General features: G+C 71.6%; 12 protein-coding genes. All 12 read right to left on the bottom strand.

The features are described from left to right. Position 1 precedes the first annotated feature (1 nt). The 12 genes from ACIQF0_RS26050 to ACIQF0_RS26105 all read right to left on the bottom strand — a co-directional run bounded on the left by ACIQF0_RS26050 (position 2) and on the right by ACIQF0_RS26105 (position 19,110). A complete protein-coding gene (locus tag ACIQF0_RS26050) occupies positions 2-1,558 on the bottom strand; it encodes an Hsp70 family protein (RefSeq protein ID WP_401033281.1) in 1,557 nt (518 codons plus the stop codon). Then, positions 1,545-3,086 carry an SPFH domain-containing protein gene (locus tag ACIQF0_RS26055; protein WP_401033283.1) on the bottom strand — a complete coding sequence of 514 codons (1,542 nt, stop codon included), beginning with the start codon at positions 3,084-3,086 and terminating at the stop codon, positions 1,545-1,547. The genes ACIQF0_RS26050 and ACIQF0_RS26055 overlap by 14 nt, the downstream gene beginning before the upstream one ends. Next, positions 3,077-4,678 (bottom strand): protein kinase, encoded by a 1,602-nt coding sequence (locus ACIQF0_RS26060; protein WP_401033285.1) that lies wholly within the window; start codon positions 4,676-4,678, stop codon positions 3,077-3,079. Before ACIQF0_RS26060 ends, ACIQF0_RS26055 begins: the two co-directional genes overlap by 10 nt. Positions 4,679-4,778: 100 nt before the next feature. Next, on the bottom strand, positions 4,779-7,382 hold the full coding sequence (locus tag ACIQF0_RS26065) for an NACHT domain-containing protein (RefSeq protein WP_401033287.1): 2,604 nt from the start codon (positions 7,380-7,382) through the stop codon (positions 4,779-4,781). Next, positions 7,375-7,983, bottom strand: coding sequence for a hypothetical protein (locus ACIQF0_RS26070; protein ID WP_401033289.1), 609 nt, complete (start codon positions 7,981-7,983; stop codon positions 7,375-7,377). Before ACIQF0_RS26070 ends, ACIQF0_RS26065 begins: the two co-directional genes overlap by 8 nt. Further along, positions 7,983-8,474: a hypothetical protein gene (locus ACIQF0_RS26075; RefSeq protein WP_401033291.1), complete on the bottom strand. Its 492-nt coding sequence runs from the start codon at positions 8,472-8,474 to the stop codon at positions 7,983-7,985. Before ACIQF0_RS26075 ends, ACIQF0_RS26070 begins: the two co-directional genes overlap by 1 nt. Next, positions 8,474-9,649 (bottom strand): hypothetical protein, encoded by a 1,176-nt coding sequence (locus ACIQF0_RS26080; RefSeq protein ID WP_401033293.1) that lies wholly within the window; start codon positions 9,647-9,649, stop codon positions 8,474-8,476. The genes ACIQF0_RS26075 and ACIQF0_RS26080 overlap by 1 nt, the downstream gene beginning before the upstream one ends. Positions 9,650-9,651: 2 nt before the next feature. Beyond that, complete coding sequence (locus tag ACIQF0_RS26085) at positions 9,652-11,571, bottom strand: hypothetical protein (RefSeq protein WP_401033295.1); 1,920 nt, start codon at positions 11,569-11,571, stop codon at positions 9,652-9,654. Continuing rightward, entirely contained in the window at positions 11,568-13,307 is a 1,740-nt protein-coding gene (locus ACIQF0_RS26090; RefSeq protein WP_401033297.1) for a hypothetical protein, read from the bottom strand. Before ACIQF0_RS26090 ends, ACIQF0_RS26085 begins: the two co-directional genes overlap by 4 nt. A 13-nt stretch (positions 13,308-13,320) precedes the next feature. Further along, positions 13,321-13,605 carry a hypothetical protein gene (locus ACIQF0_RS26095; RefSeq protein ID WP_401033299.1) on the bottom strand — a complete coding sequence of 95 codons (285 nt, stop codon included), beginning with the start codon at positions 13,603-13,605 and terminating at the stop codon, positions 13,321-13,323. A gap of 4 nt (positions 13,606-13,609) precedes the next feature. Further along, complete coding sequence (locus tag ACIQF0_RS26100; protein ID WP_401033301.1) at positions 13,610-15,700, bottom strand: hypothetical protein; 2,091 nt, start codon at positions 15,698-15,700, stop codon at positions 13,610-13,612. Beyond that, positions 15,697-19,110, bottom strand: coding sequence for a penicillin-binding transpeptidase domain-containing protein (locus tag ACIQF0_RS26105; RefSeq protein WP_401033303.1), 3,414 nt, complete (start codon positions 19,108-19,110; stop codon positions 15,697-15,699). The genes ACIQF0_RS26100 and ACIQF0_RS26105 overlap by 4 nt, the downstream gene beginning before the upstream one ends. Between the last annotated feature and the right edge of the window lie 483 nt (positions 19,111-19,593).

Below are 19,593 nucleotides of genomic sequence, written 5' to 3' on the forward strand. Positions count from 1 at the left end.
GTCAGGCGCGGATTCCCGGCAGCGGCGCACTCATCTCGGTCTCGGTCATCGCTCCTGCCACCTCCGCGTCGAGCCGCAGTGACGCGCCGTTGCCCGCGCGGGCGTGCACCCGCAGGACGCCGTCGGCCTTCAGCTCGAAGCAGATCTCCACCGGCGCGCCCTTCGGCAGTCCGGCGGGCAGTCCGGTGATCTCGCCCGCGACCAGGCCGACGTGGTCCGCCGGATCGTCCGCGAGGTCTCCGTGCACGAACCCGGTGGCCGACTCGTAGACCCGGATCGCCATGCGGCGCTGGTCGTCGCGGATCGTGCACACCTGATGCCGTTGCACCGCAGGGGTGTCCGCGCCGGGCGGGATCATCCACAGCACGCCGTGCCCGAGCGCGGGACGGGCGGCATCGCGCACCACCGCCACCCCGTACCCCTTGGCGGTGACCGTGCTGATCTCGTCGGTGGTCTCGTGTCCCAGGGCGTGCCACGCCAGCCGGGCCGCGCCCTTGGCGACGGTGTGGTCGGCGTCGTGGGCCAGCCGGGCGGACGGCAGTTCCGGCAGCTCCTCGGCGAGCCTGCGCGCCACCGCCGGGGTGCGGGACATGCCGCCGGACAGCAGCAGGTCGTCGATCCTCTCGACACCGTGCGGGCGCGCCTTCTCCAGCGCGTCGCGGGTCAGTTCGACGGTGCGGCCGAGCAGGTCGGCGGTGGCCTCCTCGTACTCGTCCCTGGTGATCGTCACGACGTGCTCCGCGCCGCCGGGAACGGTGATCAGCGCGGTGTGGCGCTCGGCGCCGGTCAGGGCGATCTTGAGCTGTTCCACCTGCCGCACCAGGCCGCCCATCAGCTTCGGGTCGCCGCGCAACGGGTCCGCGGCGGAGTTCAGCCGGCCGAGCAGGAGCTCGGTCAGCTGCCGGTCCCAGTCGGCCCCGCCGAGGCGGTGGTCGCCCTCGATGGCGACGACCTTGGCCGGGCCGTCCGGACGGACCTGGATGACGGTCACGTCGAACGTCCCGCCGCCGAGGTCGTAGACCATCGCGGTGCGCTCGCCGCCCCGGTGCAGGCCGTGGGCCACCGCCGCCGCGACGGGTTCGTTGACCAGGTCGAGCAGGTTGAGCCGTGCCAGCTGGGCCGCCTGGGCAGTGGCCTTGCGCTCGGCCGCGCCGAAGTAGGCGGGCACGGCGACCACCGCGTCGGCGACGGGCCCGGACGCGGGCATCGCCCGGCCGAGGTGCGCCAGCGCGTCCTGGACGACCTTGAGCAGGATCACCGCCGACACCTGCTGCGGGTGGTAGCGGCGCCCGCCCGCGTCCACGGTGACGTCGGCCCTGCCCATCTCCCGCTTGATCAGCGAGACGACCCGGCCCGGTTCCTGGTCGCGCCGGGCCACGGCGGCGTTGCCGACCAGCGCCGTGCCGTCGTCGGCGAAGTAGACCACCGACGGCGTGATCGACTCGCCGTCGGAGTTGGGCAGCACGACCTCGCCTCGCCGATCGATCGCGGCCACGCACGTGTAGGTGGTGCCGAGATCGATGCCCAGCACCGGCCGGGCCTGCTCATTCGGGGGCACCGGTCTCGGTCCTCTCGTTCGGCGACGGCAGGCCGGGGCTGATGTCGAACACGTCCAGGCCCTCGGTGGCGTCGAACGCCGGGATCGCGATCCGTTCCGACGGCTGCACCGGTCCGATCGGCACGGCGGAGGGCATGCCACCCGTGAGGATGATCGGCGCGTGGGTGGCGCCGGCCCTGATCCGTTCCGCCTCCATCCGCTTGACGTGATCGAGGCCCAGTCGCTCGATCAGCACGTCCAGCTGGGCGGAGAGCTTCGCCTTGTGCACCTCCAGCTGGGTGCGCTCGATGTCGTTGGCCACGTGCTGGTTGAGCAGCTTCTGCTCAAGCTGCCGGAACTGCTGTTGCAGCACCACGTACTCGCGGTACTCCTTGTTGAGCTCGTCGGAGGCGAAGCGGATCTCGCCGATCGTCGTCTCGCGCGCGTCGACCTGGACCTCGGCCAGCGCCTGGGTGATCTGGACCTTCAGCTTCCCGCGCGTGTCGGCGAGTTCGTGGAGGAACCTGTCGATCTCGCCGCCGCTGGCGCGTTCGTTGAAGTAGCCCCTGACCTTTTCGCCGAGCACCCTGCCCACGAACCGCTTCACCGCCGTGGACTTGTGGTCGCCGACGTCGCCGTCCGCGTCCTCGCCGAACCGCTTGACCAGGAAGGGCGCGGCGTGCGGGGGGATCGACAGCGTCTGGGTCAGCTCCACCTCCAGCTCGAAGCCCTGGATGGTCACCTTGAGCGGGCCCAGTTCCGAGTCGTAGCGGTCCTCGCTGCCGGACTTGGTGCCCCAGGTCAGGGTCAGCTCGCGGGTCGGGATGTGCACGACCCGTGCGAACAGCGGGTTGATCGCGTAGGTCGCGCCGCCCGGCAGGATGTCGGTCTGCGGGCCGCTGCGCCCGCCGTTCCAGAGGAACTCCCAGGGTTTCTGGAAGTTGTTGTGCCCCTCCACCACGGGTGCGGGCGCGCGCAGGTCGTCCGGCGCCGGCGCGTCGGTGACGATGACGACACCGACGTCCTCCGCGTCCACGGAGACCAGTCGCAGATCGTCGGCCTTCGCCGGGAAATCGGCGGGCAGACTGTCCACTGTGTACACGTCGAACACCTGCGGGTCGATGGCGTACGCCTCGCCGCCGCGCAGCAGTTCCGGTTGCACGCCCTGTTCGCAGTCGCCCTTGAGGAACTTCGTGACGCTCTGGAAGCGGTCGCAGTCGACGTACTTGGACAGCCTGCGGCCCGCCGGCGCGTTGGCACCGATCTTGGCCTTGACCAGCCCCACGGTGCCGGTCGGGATGCTGATGTAGTCGTACTCGTGGATGTCGTACAGCCACGACCACGGCGGGATCGTCTGCCCGCCGCGCACGATCCGCGTGCGCCGGAGCAGGAACTCCTCCCGCGACTGGTTCGGCGCGGGCAGGCCCCATCTGCGGGTGGCCACGGCATATCGGTGCAGCGGCAGGTACCGCATCCTGCGCAGGATCGGCACCGCCGCGGCGATGAACGCGGCGGCCACCACGACGAGGACAACGATGATCACGGGCATGGGAACTCGCTCCGGATTCGTCGGTAGAGCGCGGACACGGTGACGTTCCAGTTGTCGAACCACGCGCCTGAGGGCACTTCGTGGCGCAGGGTCGGGAAGAACCCGGGGCCCGCGCCCGTCACCCAGACCGGGTAGTCGGCGGGAATGCCCAGCGGGTCGCCCCAGCCGAACAGGTGGGCCAGGTCGGCGACCTCTGTTCCGGTGCCGTCCGCCATGAGCAGGCGCTGGGCCCGGAAGCCGTGCTTGCCGTCCGTGCCCTCGTGCCAGACGTGGGCGCAGTCCCGCAGAAGCCGCGTGCCGATGGACGCGACCTCGTCCAGTCCCGCCCAGCCGTGGTCCGCACAGCCCGCCGCGGCCAGCAACACCGCCGTGGTGAGCAGATCCGCCGCCACCAGGTCACCTTCCGCGAGCGCGGCGGCGATCCCGGCCACCGCCGGGGCGGGGGACGTTTCCGTTGCCGGGCTGGCGTTCCCGCCCGCCGCGATTTCACGCAGGGCTCGCAGCTGAGCGGCATCGGGCAGCGCGCCGGTGCGGGCGTCGAGGAAGACGTCCGGTTCGTGGTGGCCACCGGCGAGGACCACGAGCACGGTCACCCCGCGCTGCCTCGCCGCGAGCCGCATGTCCCGCACTGCCGCGTCCGGCCGTTCGGACACGATCACGAGCAGAACCCGGGCGTCGGCAAGGGAATCCGGTTCGGCCGACACCCGCACGGCCAGTCCGGCGTCGAGCAGCAGGGCGAGCAGGTGGGCGGTGTGGCTTCGCCCGTTCCCGCCGCACAGCACCACTTCCGCGCCCACGGTGGCCAGTTCGTCGAGGATGCTCCGCACCGACGGGCGTCGTTCGGGACGCTTGTCGAGGGTGCGCGCGACCAGTTCGCGCACGACGCCCGGAACGCCGGTGAGGTCGGGGATCGGCTGGGTGAGCGTGGTTCCTGCGCTGGAGAAGGCGGTTCGGCCGGTGGCGGCGAAGTAGAGCAGGCAGCCCCAGGAGAACACGTCGGAGGCGGGCGACGCCGGTGCCGCCCGCCGCGGGTCCACCAGTTCGGGCGCGAGGTAGGGCAGCGTCCCGACGACGTGGCCGGTGGTGGTCACGCGCACGAGGTCGGACAGGTCGGCCGCGATCCCGAAGTCGATCACGACCGCCCGTTCGCCCGCCATCATCACGTTGGAGGGCTTGAGATCGCGGTGCACGATGTCGTGCGCGTGGATGTCCAGGAGCGCCTGCGCGGTGTCCCTAGCCACGGTCAGCAGCCGATCTGGGGCGAGGCCTTCCTCCAGGCCGGCGAGACTCGTGCCGCGGACCACCTCGGTCACCACGTACGGCTCGTCACTCTCCAGTTCCGCGTCCAGCAGCCGGGGGACGTGCGGGGACCTGATCAACGTCGCGGTGCGGACCTCGCGTTCGAACCTGACGCGGTACTTCGGCACCTCCGCGTAGGACCGGTTGATCACCTTGATCGCGACCTGCCGGTCGGTGCCGGGCCAGACGGCGAGGTACACGACGCCCATGCCGCCCGCGCCGAGCCTGCCGAGCAGCCGGTACGGCCCCAGCCGCCGCGGATCACCGGGCCCGAGCGCGGTCACCTCACTCATCGGTCGTCCTCGTGCTGTCGCAACAGGGTGCCGCCTGATGGGCGAATCGTAGGATCAAACGATCCTGAACTGGGCTTTTGTCCACTTATTGGCCACTGGGTCACGGCCACCACCGGTGCACGTCGTGCAGTGCCGCCTCGAGCCGCCCGGCCGCGTCGTCTCCGGCGAGGCCTTCGATCCTGGGTAGCGCGGCGGCCAGGATCGCCGTGCAGGTGACGCGGCCACCGAGGCTCAGCGCGTGGCGGAGCAGGGCGACGAAGGCCTTGTCCTCAGCCACGTCGCCGGCCCGCAGCACCACCGCGCAGAGCAGATCCCGGTCCCCGTAAGGCGTTGCGCCGAGCGCGTCGGCGAGCTGGGCCGCCGTGGACAGGTGCGGCACCAGTTCGCTGAGCGCACGGGACCGGGTGCGGACGTCGGTGTTCGCCGTCGCTCGCGACAGGGCGCTGTCGAGGTGGGTGCCTTGCGGGACAACGGGTTCTCGTCTGCTCTTCAGACAGGCCGACATCGTCGTCAGGGTGTCCGGCCGGCTGCGGGTCGCGGTGAGGCCGGGCCAGTCCAGGCCCGCGGGCAGATCCCGGCCGCCGTCGTCGGGCGCGGTGGCGGCGGTGAGGGCTTCGGTCAGCACTTCACGTCGTTGCGCTGGGGGCAGCAGGGGCGCCAGCCGGGTCAACGCTTCGGCGCGGTCGTGCGGGTCGGCGATCGCGTAGGCCGCCTCCCGGAGCTGGTTGCGATCGGGTGGTGCCGGTGTGGCACGGGCTTCGGCCGGTTCGGCGCCGGAGAGGGCGGCGAGCGCGGTGGCCCGGTCCTCCTCGCTGCTGATCGCGCGCACGGCTGTCAGCGCGCCGGTCCGGTCGCCGAGAGCGGTCAACGCCCGCGCTCGGGCGTGCGGGGTGGTGAGGCCTTCCGCCAGCGTCCGCGCGGGGCCGAGATCGCTCAGCCAGGGAACCAGGTCCGCGATGGCCCCGGCGCGTTCGTGCTCACCGGAGATGTCCGTGATGGCCCGCAACGCCTGTGCGGCGAGACTGGGGCGGTGCGGGACCAGTTTGAGCAGCACCTCGGCGCGGGGGTACGGGGCGATGACCTGCTCAGCCTGGTCGAGCGCGAGATCCAGGACGTCCTGCGCGGCGGTGTCGGCCGCGAGCACGGCCAGAACATGCGCTCGTGCGGTGGCCGTGGGCAACCTAAGTGCGTGGGTGACCGCACGGGCCTGCGTCCACACACCAACGGTGACGAGTGCCGAGATCAGTTCGGCCGGGATCGCGTTGGTACGGCTGACGACCGAGGCCGTGACCAGGTCGTAGTACAGCTCGTCGCACAGCGTCGGTGCGGGCTGGTTGTTCGCGAGTGCCTGATCGGTCGTCCAGGCGTGGAGGTCGCGCGCGACGGCGACGTCGGACAGAAAGCCGTCGACCGTGCCGGCACGGTCGTGCGCGGTGAACCACGTGGGCCGTCCGCTCGCGTCCTCCGCGCGCAGCAGTCGGTGCAGGTCCTCGACGCGGCCCGCGCCCACGAGGTGCCGTGCCAGGTGCCTGAGCGGATAGCCGTCGTCGATGGAACCGGTCAGGTAGTGCTCGGCGATCCGGTCGTGCGCGGCGGTGGTGGCCGACCGCAGGACGTCCCACCACTTCCAGTCCTGCTCAGGACTGTCGTCGTCGGGGCGCACGCCGGCGAGGAACTCCCGCAGACTGGCGTGGTACAGCGCGAAACCACGGCCGTCCTGCCCGTCGACGGCGCCGAGGAACGGCCGCAGCGTCCGGTGGCATTGTTCCCTCACCGCGCTTTCGTCCACATCGGACAGCGCGGCCAGGGTCGGTACGCCGAGCGGTTCGCCCGCGACGCCCAGGGTCGCGAGGAGTGACAGCGCGTCTGTCCGACACCGCTCCAGCGTGTCGGCGTAGTACCGCGACAGGTCCTTCGGCAACGGGTCGGCCGTCGCACGGGTGCCTTGCCGGAACTCGTTGAGGACGTACCGCAGATACACCCACACGCCGCCGCAACGTTCGACGAGGTCGTCAGCGTCGGGCCGGACCTGGGCCACGTGCTCGGCCACGTCGGCGATGTTGCGGGGATCGGTCGCGGAGAGCCGCAGCACCGACGCGGGTGCCGTGGACCTCGGCGGCGGGTTGCCCGTCCGGTAGGTGCCCACCACGAAGACCCCTTGCGGCAGCTCCATCGGCAGCCCCCACGGCTGCGCCCCCGCCACCTGCTCGGCCTCGTCGGCACCGTCCACGACCAGGACGAGCGGAGGCGTGATCTTGGCCAGCAGCGCCGGGAACCCCTCCGGCGTGCACCAGCGTTCGGGCAGCAGGCCGCTGGGCGCGAGATCGTGCTCGCGGGCGAGTTGCCCCGCCAGGTTGCGCAGCGCGACCCGCGCCGATCCGCCAAGTGTCAGCCGCGAGAAGTGCCCGGCCCAGCCCCGTTCGCGGACGAGATGCGCGGCGAGCGCGGTCTTCCCGACGCCCGCGTCCCCCTCCACCCACAGGTAACCGCACGGCCGCTCCGCCACGAACCCGTCGATCTGCTCGAGCAGCCACCGCCGCCCGGTGAACCCGCCGGCGAGCACGTCGGCGAACAGCGACGCGAGGTCGCACACCGCCTCGTCGACCGGCACGTCCCCGGACGCGTCGAACCGCACGGTCCGCACATAACCCGCCTGCAACACCCTGTCCGCGGTGCCTTTGAAGACGTTCCGGTACTCAGCCACCGGCCACCGCCGCGTTCTCCGGAGCGGTCCGCAGCCGGACCGCCTCGACGATCGACTCCGGCGGCGGCCAGAACAGCCGCGTCTCCTCACCGTGGTCGGCCACCTGCGCGGTGATGTCGTGCAGCGCCAACGGATCCACCGCGTCGAGGTCGGCGCGGAACGGTTCGACGGCCTTGCCGCCGATCCGCCGCGCCGCCACGAGCTCGCGCACCTGCCGGTCCCGGCACCGCACGGCGTCGAAGGGCGTGGCGTGCCGCACCAGCTCCCGCTGCCAGCTGGTGCCGAGCAGCAACGCGGCGCTGTTCCCGTTGGTGGCGGCCACTTTGGCGCGAGCCCGGTGCGGCACGTGCCACGCCACCACGAACCGCCCCTGGAACCGGCCGCGCAGCCCGGCCACCACGGACAGCACGTGATGCCCGTCGTCCGGCAGTTCGTCGACGGGCATGAGCAGCAGCACGCACGCCTCGGGATCCGCCTTGACGTCCAAAGCGGACACGGGCTCAGCTCTCAGTCCGATGCGCCCCAAGGCAGAGCACAGCGCGGGGCCTCGTGCCGCGCCTGACCCGTCGACCACGACGACGTCCGGGCCGCGCCGCCGCATCAGCGGCCACCGCCGAGCAGGAACAGTTCGACCTTGGCGTCACCGGGCGCGCCGTCCGAGCCGAGGTAGGCGCGCATGTCGTTCATGGTGCGCAGCTGCGGCAGGCCCGCCGGCAGCACCAGGTCCTTGAGCTGTTGCGAGACCAGGGTTCCCTGCGTCGGCACGGACGGGTCGCGGGACTTCCCGAACACCAGGATCAGCCCGACGCGCGCGTCCGGCCCGACCTCGTCGAGAAGCCTGCGGCGGAACTCGTCCACCACGCCCGCGCCGGACCCGTCCACGGACATGATGAACGACTTGGTGGTCAGCGACAGGCCTTCCGGCGCGGCCGTGCTGCTCGTGGGCGTGGGTGCCGCGGACGAGGTGGCCGGCTGGGCCGCCGCCGGCACGTGGTCGTCCGACCCGAGGGCGACGATCATCAGCACCAGGGCCAGCTCCGCGAAGAGCCAGCCGGCGATGCCGAGGGCGTTGACCGGTTGCCTGCGCGCCATCACGCCACCTGGCTCGGGGGTGTGACCTGGTCCGGGTGCTCGGCAGGATGGCGCAGACCGTCGGACACCATCGCGAGCCAGTTCACCTCGCGGATCGTCTCGCGCAGCTTGCTCGTGGTCTCCTGCAGCGTGGACACGGTGGCCTGGAAGCGATCCGCCGCGCCCGCGACCGAGTCGGCGGCCGCCGAGAACGGCTTCTGGGCCTCCTCCAGCAGGTCGCGGTGTGCGGCGTTGCGGGTGGAGAGGTCGTGGGCCAGCGACGTCTGCACGGTCGCCGCGCGCACCACCTCGCCGGAGGCGGCCGAGGCCTCGCGGGCCAGGCCCGCCGCGACGCCGACATCGGCGACCACGGTCTCGAGAGGTGCCACCGCGGCGACGATCTGGCCGGCCTGCTCGCCGAACCGTTGCTGGACCGCGGAGAACGCGTCCACCTGGCGGGCGAGGTCGGGCAGGGCGGCCACGAGTTCCCTGGCCACCGCGCCCAGACGGTCCACCACCTCGGAGGCGGCGGCCAGCCGGGAGGAGGCCTCGCCGAGCCGGTGCGCGGCACCGGCCAGGGTGGCGGCCGCCTCGCGCGTCTGCTGTTCCGGTGACGACGTGCCCAGCAGGGCACGCAGGATCGCGAGCGGCGGGAGCAGGTCCACCTCGAGCTGGTGGGCGACGCGGTCGATCGTGTCGGCACGGCGGTGCGACTTCCAGGTGCGGCGGTGGTTCAGCATGATCCACAGCACCGTCACGACGATCACCAGCGACAGCATCACCGGGCCGAGGTACCAGGGCTGGGAGAGCCAGTCGGCGAAGAACGACGGGCGGGCACCGGGCTCGCTCGACGTGTACTGCTCGACGTAGCGCCATTCCGCGGCACCGAGCGCGGACCAGGTCAGCACGACCGGGAGCAGCACCAGCGCGCTGCTCGGGTGTGCGGGCGGGTGCTCGCAGATCGCGCGCAGGTAGCCGGGTTCGCGCAGCCGCCACAGGTCGGCGTCGCGGTCGGCGGTCGCCGGGTTCGACTCGACCTGCTTCGCCTGCTGCGCGGCGACCTCCAGCACCCCGTGCAGCTGGGCGAGGTGCGGAGGACGGTTCTTCGCGGACACCCCGGCCGTCTTGTCCATTGTGGACATGGCGGCCTTGGCCAGCACGGCCACCTGCCGGGCCGCGGACAACGGTTCGGTCATCACTACCCCAATCGACCGAGCACGGCGCTCACCAGGAGGAAGAGCACGACGACCACCGACGTCGCGACCAGTGCGGACACGGCCCACCACGAGCCCTGCCCGTCGTCGTCCCGGTCGTCCTCCGGCGGAGCCTCGGGGACGAACGCGATCGAGCGGGCCGGTTCGTCCCGCGCCTGCCAGCGGTCGTCGTGGCGCGGCACCGGTGAGGGCGTGTTCCTGGCAGGTGCGTTGGGACGCAACAGAAGCCCCGCGTCGCGCAGCACCACATGGGCGACGGGATCCTTCTCCGAGTGCACGCTCCAGTACTCCAGCGCCGAGACCAGGAACGTGGCGGGCAGCGTCCCGCTCTTCTCGAGGTGCCGGGTCCCGGCGATGACCGCCGCCTCCTTCACCCGGCTCGAGCCGGTCGTCGCCATGAGCTTGACGAGCCACGCCGCGGCCTCCGGCCCGCGGAAGGTGTTGCGCGCGAGCACGTTCTCGAGCACCTGGACCCGGCCCTCGGCGTTGTCCGGCACCGCCATCAGCACGGCCGCGCTAGCCGGAGTCACGTCCTCCATGCGCTGCACGACCAACCTGATCGAGTCGGCCGGGTCGCCCGCGGCCCGCAGGAACTGCTGGTGCGCGTCGGAGATCCGGCCGGTCTGGGCCAGGGCCGCCGCGATATCCTTGACGGGCAACGGGAAGATGGAGGGGTCGTTCGGCGAGACGCCGAGTTTCACCAGCCAGCTCCGCCAGTCCTGCACGAGATCGGCTGTGCTGAGAGGCTTTCCGGGCGCGACCACGTGCTCGCGCACGAACCGTTGGAGCTCCTCCTGCTGGTGGTAACGCGCACGGAGGAGTTCGGCGAGCCGCCCGTGCCAGCTGCCGCTGACGGCGTGCGCGGGCGGGAAGAGTGCCGGGTTCTGCCCCCGTCCGGCGTGCAGCTGCGCGTGCATCAACCCGTCGAACAGCAGCTCCTCCAGCCACTGCGGCGGTGTCCTGAGCAGTTCGCTGATCGCGGAGCCGGGCTGCTGGGACGCCCATCGCAGGACCATGTCCGGGTTGGTGCCGTTGCGCAGCCGCTGGTCGTGCGCGTGCACCAGGCCCGCGATGTCCGCCTCGGTGATGCCCAGTTCCTCGGCGATGATCAGGTCCAGCAACGCCCGCACCGACGCCGCACGGCGGTGCGCGGGGTTGCGTCTCCCGGACGCGGCGAGCTGAGCCAGCCACCTGAGCGCCTCGTCCGCGCGACGGGGCAGGGATTCCGGCAACTCGTCAGGGTCGGGCTCGAGCCAGCGCGCGACCCGCCGCGCGCTGAGGTTGTCCGACTGCTCGGCCGGCCACCGCCCGGTGACGCTGGGACGCTTGTCCAGCACCGGAGTGCTCAGCGGGAACGTCATCCAGATGTGCTCGGCCACCACCGCGCTCGGCAACGCCGTGACGAGGCACTCGATCACGGCCGCGACCTCGGCGGGGGAGCCGGCCACCGCGACGCGGGTGCGGCGTTCGGCCAGGGCCGTGAGCGGACCCAGGAGCAAGGACGGGTCCACGCTGTGCGGCGAGATCGGGCGCGGTTCGTGACCGAGCTTGCCGTCCCTGCCGACCCGTGCGACGCCGTGCGCCCACACCTCGGCGGGGTCCGCGGCGACGGGCGCGAACAGGAACTGGCAGCTGCCCGCCCGCCCGAACGCGCCGCCCCGGCCCTGCACGGTGAAGCACCAGTGCGGACCGTGGTCCTCGACGTCGACCTTCTGCAGTCCCCACACCGGGAACCGGTCGTTGTCGCGCGCGTCTTCCGGCGGCTGGGGCACGATCTCGTCCTGCAGGTCGTGCGCCGCCCTCACGAACGCGGGCGCGGGCGCCTCGCCCCGCCGCGGATCGGCGTACGGCGCGAAGCCGCCACCGGCGTGGTCACCCCACTCAACGACGACGTGTTCGGTCACGGCCGCATCCTCCGGAGCAGGCAGAGCAGCAACTGGGACAGTGCCGCTGATCTCTCGTCGACATCGGGGAAGACCGCGCTCGCGTCCTGCGGCTCGATCAGCTCGCTCGTCGCGGCGACCCGGACGGGCGCGTGCTCCAGCGGGGAGCACAGGAAGAACCGGACGTCGCGCCACTTCTGGCCGAACATCGACTCGACTTGTTGCTCGAACCCGAGCGCGAACGCGATGCCGCACCCCAGCGCGGACATCACCAGGTCCCTGGTGCGCAGCACCGCCGACTGGTGCGGGGTGAGCGCGCCCGCGATGTGCGCGTCCAGTGACGGCAACAGGATCCGGCTCGCGGGCAGCACCGACGAGTGCTCGCCCTCACGCACGTGGATCACCCCGCCGCCACCGACGTGCACCAGGTTCCACCAGGCGTCCGGGTTCGCGTGGTGGTCCACGATCGCCGTAGCGAACTGCCGCACGGTCGCCTCGAACAGGTTCGGCTCGTGCCGCGTCCGGTCGATCGGGTCGACGATCGAGTGCAGGGCCGCGTCCTCGACCATCCTCCGGTTCGGCCCGCTGAACCGGACCGCGAGCTCCGCGAGATACCGCGCGGCACCACTGACGATCGCCCCTGGCGCGCCGAGCTCGTCGAGCTTCCTGCCTCGCCGCAGACCCAGGTGGACGAGGTCCATCTTGGTGATGCACACCAGCATGTGCTGCCGCGCCCCGATGTTGGCGGCGAACACGCCCGCGTCCTGCGCGAGCGTGCGCGCGACCCGGCGCTGCACCGAGTTGCGCTGTTTCAGCACGGCACGCAGGTCGGTGTTCACGCTCTCACCGGGCCGGACGCTGGCCGCGAGCGTCTCCTCCGCGGTGTCCTCGGGGATGAACGCGGCGAACGGCTTGGCGATCGCCGGGTCGATCACCCAGGTGAGGGTGCCGTAGTTGCGCAGCAGCCGCTGGTGGTAGTCGTCCTCCAGCGCCGACCTCGCGAACTGCTCGCCCGCGAGGTCGGCGACCGCGACGAGCACCCGCCTGCCGCCGATCTGGTACCGGCACAGGATCGGCTGGCGGATCCGCCGTCCCCACGACGACCGGTCGAGGTGGCCCTCACCGCCGAGCTTCTCCTGCAACTCCAGGAGAGCGGGCACGACGTCGGGGGAGATGTTGGCGCTGAGGAAGTGGAACGGCACCGTGGTGCGCAGCACCGTCGGCCCGAGCGGGAGCCCCTTCTCCTCGGTCTCGCGGTAGTTCTGCAGCAGCACCTGCAACGGCGTGTCCTCCAGCCAGTCCACCGTGTGGCTGTTGACCTGCATCGGCCGGTCCGGCGAGGTGATGTGCGGCAGCCCGCTCACCGACAGCTGCTGGTGCAGGGTGCGCAGCACCAGGTAGCTCTTGCCGGCCGCGACGCCGCCGATCGTGGCGGCCACGTCGAAGTCGTCGACCGTCCACTCGGTACCGACGCCCTCGCCGGTCATCCTGATGTGGTCGAGGAAGACGTGGCCGTCACCGCACATGCGGTACACCCAGCCTGGCCGGGACCGGTGGTAGCCCTTCGACTGCGCCTCGACGGCGTTGTCGAACGAGCTGAGCCGCCACTCCATCGCGCCGCGCTCGGTGCCGCACACCTCCAGCAGGAGGCTCGGCCGCCGCCAGGAACCGTCCTCGGCGTGCGACGGCGGCACACCCAGGTCGTCGTCGCACGCGGGACATCGCCTGAGCTGGTTGAGGTTGTGGGACTGCGTCATTCGCGTCTTCCGTTCACAGCAGGGCCAGCAGGACGAACAGCACCAGCAACAACGCGGTGACCGGCAGCAGGACGATCCGGGCGAACGCCCTGCCGCACGTCGCTCCCGCATCGGCCGCCTGCACGAGATAGCCGTGCACGTGCGGCTCGGCCTCCCGGCGCGCGACCGTCGCGGTCGGCTCCTCCCACAGCACCCAGTCGCCGATCACGTGCCGGATCGACTCGTCGAAGTCCGGCGGCGGGCACACCCGGCGCACCGCGTCGCGCAACGCACCGGGCAGCGTCTCCTGGTAGCGCACGACATCACCTCCCCATCCACAGGCCGAACAGCAGGATCAGCGGGATCGCCATCGGCAGCAGGCCGCGCACCGCGACCTCCCGCCAGTACGCGTGCCGCGCCACGGACAGCTGATGCCGCCGCACCGCCGCGACGACCGCGGGGACGCGGGTCCTGCGCCCCTGCGGTTGTGCTCGCACCTCCGCGCGGATCTCGTCCACGTGCCGCGCGTGCCTGCCGACCGGGGGCAGCCGCTCGTCCTCCCGTGGATCGTCCTGTGTGGACGGACGGGTCCGGATGAGCGACTGCAGCTCGTCGATCCACCTGGTGGCGCTCCACTCGTCGCCGCCCAGCGCGTTCGGCTGGAAGGGTGCCGCGAGCACCTTGGCGAACGGCCGCCAGTGCTCCGGCCAGTAGGCCGCGAGCGCACCGGCCACGACGTCCGGCGAGTCGACCGTGCGCCGGCCGTCGTCGTCCTGCGTCAGCATCGGCGCGACCCGGTCCTCGCCCGCGACGGCCGTGAGCACGACCAGCGCGAAGCCGAACCGGTCGTGCTCGCGCAGGTCGATCTCCTGCCGTTCCCTGCCGGGCGCCCGCATGCGGTGCCGCTGGTAGAGCACCTCCGGTGAGGCGTAGGCGGCGCTGAACCTCAGTTCGGGCAGCTGCGCCGTGGCCCGCGCCACCGAGTCGCCGTCGATCAGCACGTACCCGCTGCGGTTGTCCGCGGTGAGGTAGCGGCAGACGTTGGCCGGCTTGATGTCGCAGTGCGCGATGTCCCGCTTGTGCATCGCGTCCAGGCCGATCGCGAGGGTGCGCAGCTCCGGCAGCTGTTCGACGCCCGGTGCGACCGTGCGCATGTCCGCCCTGGGCCAGCCGACCGGCGTCAGCAGCGGCGACACGACGAGGACGAAGCAGGCGGGCTGGGGCCGGTCGGCGACGCCGAACCACGCGGACAGCCTGTTCTCCGGGTCGGACACCACCTCGTGTTCCGGCATCGAGAGGTTCGTCGCCTGCGGTGGCCCGGTCCGGCCGGTGCGGCCGGACAGCACGTGCACCGGCGTGATCACCCACGGCGGCGCCTGCGCGGTGCCGCCGACCGAGGCGTTGACCTGCTCGATGAGCACGGCCTGGGTGCGCAGGTACCGGCGCAGCTGCGCGGCGTGCTGCGGGGTCGCGCAGCGGTACATCTTGACGTGCCAACGACTTTCGGGCCGGTCCTGCTCGGCGGCAACCGAGTAGAGCACCTGCGTCACCAGGTGCCGCATCGGCCGTTCCGCGCTGCTCGACGGTACCGGGAAGAGCCGTTCCTCCGGCTTGTTCGCGGTGGACGGCGGTTCGATCAGCAGAATTCGGCCGGTCTCGTGCACAGTGGGGTGTGGCGAGCCGTCCAGGTGGTCGGGTTCGCCCGGCACGCTGGGCTGGCCGACCAGCCAGTCCTGCAGCTCGTAGTCGAGTGTGCAGCCCAGTCCGGTGTTGACGTCGGTGAAGGTGATCCGGCCGCGGCGGCCCACGACGTGCGGGGCCTGCTCGGCGATCAGCAGGTGGTCGTCGGCGGACACCGCGATGTGCGGGCCGTGCGGGAACCGGCGCAGTTCCAGCTCCCCGTTGTGGAAGCGGAAGTCCAGCAGCCTGCCGGACGGCAGGGCGAGCATCGAGCGGGGCAGCACCACGCCCGGCCCGTAGTCGTCCCTGGCGTGCGGGCGCCCGAACGGCAACCACTTCGGGCTCGCCGACAGCACGAACTCGAACCGCAGCGCGCCCCAGCTCAGCACCAGCAGCTCGGACTGGTCGTCGTCGAACTCCGGCGGAGGCTCGGAGACCTCCTCGCGGCCCGCCTCCGCCGTGTCGCACCGCACCTCGCAACCGCGCGGCACGACCGGGTCGACGGCGAACGTGACCCTGGTGCGGATGTCGCGGTGGCCGCCGCGCACGTCGAGGAGCGACTCGCGGATCTTCGCCCTGACCGGCTCGGACAGCGGGCGCGAGGTCACGATCCGGATCTTGACCAGCCACACGCCGCTCGCCGGTGCCTTCTCGCGCACCAGGAACTCGTGGAACCTCGTGGTGGCCTCGATCCGCGCCGCCTCCTCGAAGCGGGGGTCGATGTCGGCGGTCATCCGCGCACCTCCGTGACCTTGTTGATCGCCTGTTGTGCGAGCAGGCGGACTCGATCCGCGCCGGCCTTCTCGTCGCTCGTCTCGACGGCGACGGCGAACGACACCGGTCCCTTCGGGGTCGGCATGGCGCCGACGAGCCACGCGATCTGCCGGACGAACTGCCCTGCAGGCGTCGCCGCGTCGTCCTCCACCAGCACGTGCGTGCCGGTCTTCACCCACAGCTCCCGTCCGTCCACGGTGGACAGTCCGGTCGCGGTGCCCGCGGTGGTGGTGGCGGACAACGCCAGTCGCAACTGCTCCGCCTGCGCGGGCTCCAGCACCTTGCGCGTCTCGCCGGTGACCGGGCGGCGTTCCCCGCCGTTCGGGTCGGTGACCGAGGTGACCAGCGACGGCTGGATCGTGATGCCGTCGTTGGCGACTCCGGCCATCACCGCTGCCATCTGCAGCGGCGTGCCCTCGACGGCGCCGCCGCCGAGCACCGGGTTGCCGATGTCGGACGCCGCGAGGCCGTGCGGCACAACGGAGTCGACTCCCGCCACCACCCCGGCGAGCCACGCGTTTCCCGGCTCGGACCCGGCGAGCGAGAACCCGAACGCCTTCGCCGTCTCCTCGACGCTCTGCCAGCCGATCCTGCCCGCGAGCTGGACGAACGCGGTGTTGCAGGAGACCGCGAGCGCCTGGGTCAGCGTGATCTGCCCGTCCGGCCTCGTGCCGGGGCAGGCGACCTTGCCGTAGTTGTGGATCGGCTTGCCGCCGAGCTGCACGGACAGCGGCGCCGGGATCAGGTCCTGGGCGGTCGTGCCCGGCTGGCGCAGGTACGCCGCCGCGACGACCACCTTGAACGTGGAGCCGAGGCCGTACCGGTTGCCGAGCGCCCGGTTGACCGTCGGACCCGGCAGTGCCACGCCCTCCAGTCCGTCCACATAGGCTCGCAGCGCCGCCTGCACCTCGGCCGAACGCGGGCCGGGATCCGCGCGCAGACCCCAGCGAACGCAGTCCGCGCGTTCCTCGGTGGTCGGCTGGTTCGTGCTGCACGGACGCGTCTCGTCCGGCGTGCCGTCTCCCTTGCGGTGGTAGTACCTCCGGTGCGAGGCGAGGAAGTCCTCCATCTCCCGCGTGACCGTGACGTCGGCGGTGGCGCGGGCGGTCTCGGTCGGCGCGCTGGCCGACGTGAGCACGTGCCCGGTGCGCGCGTCCAGCACGACCAGTCCACCGGCGAGCGGGCCGGCGCCGGGCGCGGGCGTCCGCAGCGCCGTCGCCATCGCGGCCTGGAGCGTGGGGTCGACGGACAGCTCGACCGACCCCGGCGTCGTGGTCGCCGCCGGGCCGACGCGTTCCGCGAACGACGTGCCGGATCCGCTCGACAACGCGTCGTTCAACGCGCTGCCGTCGACGATCCCGGCGAGATCGGCCAGCGCGACGGTGGGTTGCCCCACCGGTGTCCAGGTCGGATCGGCGCCCTTGCGCACGTACTGCGCCTTGCCTCCTACGACGAGTTCGACCGACGTGCGGGCGTGCGCGATCCGGTCCGTCGAGCACTTCTCCGCGTCGACCACGGCCGACGTCGTGGCGCAGAAGGGCCGGTTCTCCGCTAGGCCGGTGTAGGGCCAGACCGTGACGCCTCCCGCGAGCATCAGGCAGGTCACGAAAGCCAGCAGCGAGGGGGAGAGGCTCAGCACCTGCCTCGGTCTCGGCGGCGGTTCGGGTCGCGGCTCCGACCGGTAGTGCAGCGCGACGGCGATGATCACGCCGAGTCCGAGCGCGACCGTGGACTGCACGCCGTAGGACAGGAACGGCGCGGTGATGCCCGAGTGCGGCACGGCGTTGACCGTCGCGGCCAGCACGAAGAGGAACTGCACCAGCACCATGCCCGCGAACCCGCCGATGAACAGCCGTTCCGGCGAGGCCGCCTGGCCCGTGGTGCGGGACAGCTTCGCGAGCGCCGCGGCCAGCAGCGCCAGCAGCGCGCTGAGCAGCAGCACCACGACACCGCCGAGCTTGCTCCAGATCACCGCGAGCACGAGGTCCGAGCTGCCCGCGGGCAACCCGCGGGAGGTCGTGTCGGCGAGTCCGCGTCCCCACAGGCCGCCGTCGGCGATGGTGGCGAGCGACTGCGCGATCTGCGAGTTCGTGCTGGCGAAACCGCCGCCGAGCGTCTCCTGGCACGCCGCGGTTCCCGGAGGAGTCACCGGTGCCGCCGCCGTCTCCGGAGCGTCCACACAGGACTGTGCCCAGTTGTAGACCCACGGGTTGCGCTGCGTTTCCCACCGCGTCGTGATGTACGAGGTGCTCACCATGACCAGAAGACCCACCGCCGCCAGCGCGAGCAGTGGCACGACCGCCGGCTTCACGAACGTCCACGCGGTCTGCGTCGCGGCCATCGACCGCTTCGCACCTCGTTGGCCGCTCACGTACAGCGACTTCGACACCTCGGCGCGGACCACGAGCCACACCATGGTCACCGTCGCCGCGAACACCGGGATCAACGGCCCGATGTCGGACTTGAGCGTGCTGGCGACACCGACCACGCCGAACAACGCGAACGGGTACAGCAGGTGCCGCCGTGCCTTGATCGCGAGCTTCGGATCGGTCTTCGCGTTCCGCAGCGGGTCGCGCTCGATCCGGAACCCGTACGCGTGGTCCGCCAGCATCATCGCGAGCACCGCGAGATAGATGATCTTCCCGTACTCCGGCGTCGCGATCCCGCCCAGCGTGAGCTGCCCGTCACCCAGCAGCGGCGCCGCGAACAGCAGGAAGACCACGATCAGCCCGCCGGCGTGCCACCGGTCGTGCCGAGGCCGCTCGAACCGGATCCGCCCAGGCCGCAGCTTCAGCGCCAGCAACCCCAACGCCCCCGCGAGCACAGCGGCGGGGAGGATCACCTTGGTCAGCGCCGCGGCAGGGGCATCCCCTTCGAGCGCACCGAGAAACCCGACAGCCGGATCGCGCACGACCTCCAGCCGCACGGTGAGCAACAACCCGAAGAGAACGAGCACCCCCGTCGTCAGCAACACCGCCAACGCCGGTCCGGACACCACTTCTTCGCCGCGCCGCTCGTGCACCGCCCTCAGCAGATGCAACCCGAACGCCACCCCGGCCAGCACGAGCACCAGCACCGCGAGGAACCAAGGGGTGGTCCGGAACTCGGTGCCGAACCAGAACCCCAGCCACAGCAGCACGAACGGCCACCACAGGCTCGGAACGCCACCGCGCACCAGCACCGCGGGCACGGTGAAGAACCGCCCCGGCTGCGGCGAACCGAGCGCGCCGATCGCCACCGAGGGCCTGCTGGTCAGGAACCGCAGTCCGTTGCCGACGGCCAGTGCCAGGCCGAGCAGAACGAACAGCCGGCTGAAACCCGCCGTGCCGCCGAAGAACATCGCCAAGTACGCGGAGAGGCCGTTACTCATCGCCGCTGCAGCCCTCCGATTCCTGAACAGGGGTGAACGTCACTGATTGCTGAATGGGGAGACGCGGTGAGTCGCGCTCCCGTTGAACCACATTGCTGATCGGACCGGCATCGATCTGCGTTACGCGCGCCGACGAACGTTTTCAGATATTCCCGGCGACGTCGACTCGACATTCTTCCGCGTACCTGAAAAGGCTTTGAGCGCCGCTGATTCGCGATTTCTATGACACGAGTTGATGGCGGAGTCCGTTGTGCTGCAACGGATCGGCGTCGTCGCAGCCGAGTGTGCCGTTGCCAGCGGGCGAGAGTGCTTGGTTTCGTTGTCAGAAAGTGGCCAATTACCTCCGGGTCGACGTGTCCCTGCGGGCGCGGCGCCGAGTTCGGCCTCCGCATGCTGCTGGAACGCACTATCGCCCGGTCTTGTTGCAGTCGAAGTTCACCGCATTCGGGTGACGGCGCCAGAACGCGCTCCCACACCCCTCAG

Origin of the sequence: Lentzea sp. NPDC092896 (assembly GCF_044754905.1) — a bacterium.
Lineage (GTDB): Bacteria > Actinomycetota > Actinomycetes > Mycobacteriales > Pseudonocardiaceae > Lentzea.

Excerpts from the sequence above, each read along its gene's own strand:
- ACIQF0_RS26055 (WP_401033283.1), bottom strand. The coding sequence starts at position 3,086 with ATGCCCGTGATCATCGTTGTCCTCGTCGTGGTGGCCGCCGCGTTCATC.
- ACIQF0_RS26060 (WP_401033285.1), bottom strand. The coding sequence starts at position 4,678 with ATGAGTGAGGTGACCGCGCTCGGGCCCGGTGATCCGCGGCGGCTGGGG.
- ACIQF0_RS26070 (WP_401033289.1), bottom strand. The coding sequence starts at position 7,983 with ATGCGGCGGCGCGGCCCGGACGTCGTCGTGGTCGACGGGTCAGGCGCG.
- ACIQF0_RS26075 (WP_401033291.1), bottom strand. The coding sequence starts at position 8,474 with ATGGCGCGCAGGCAACCGGTCAACGCCCTCGGCATCGCCGGCTGGCTC.
- ACIQF0_RS26080 (WP_401033293.1), bottom strand. The coding sequence starts at position 9,649 with ATGACCGAACCGTTGTCCGCGGCCCGGCAGGTGGCCGTGCTGGCCAAG.
- ACIQF0_RS26090 (WP_401033297.1), bottom strand. The coding sequence starts at position 13,307 with ATGACGCAGTCCCACAACCTCAACCAGCTCAGGCGATGTCCCGCGTGC.
- ACIQF0_RS26100 (WP_401033301.1), bottom strand. The coding sequence starts at position 15,700 with ATGACCGCCGACATCGACCCCCGCTTCGAGGAGGCGGCGCGGATCGAG.
- ACIQF0_RS26105 (WP_401033303.1), bottom strand. The coding sequence starts at position 19,110 with ATGAGTAACGGCCTCTCCGCGTACTTGGCGATGTTCTTCGGCGGCACG.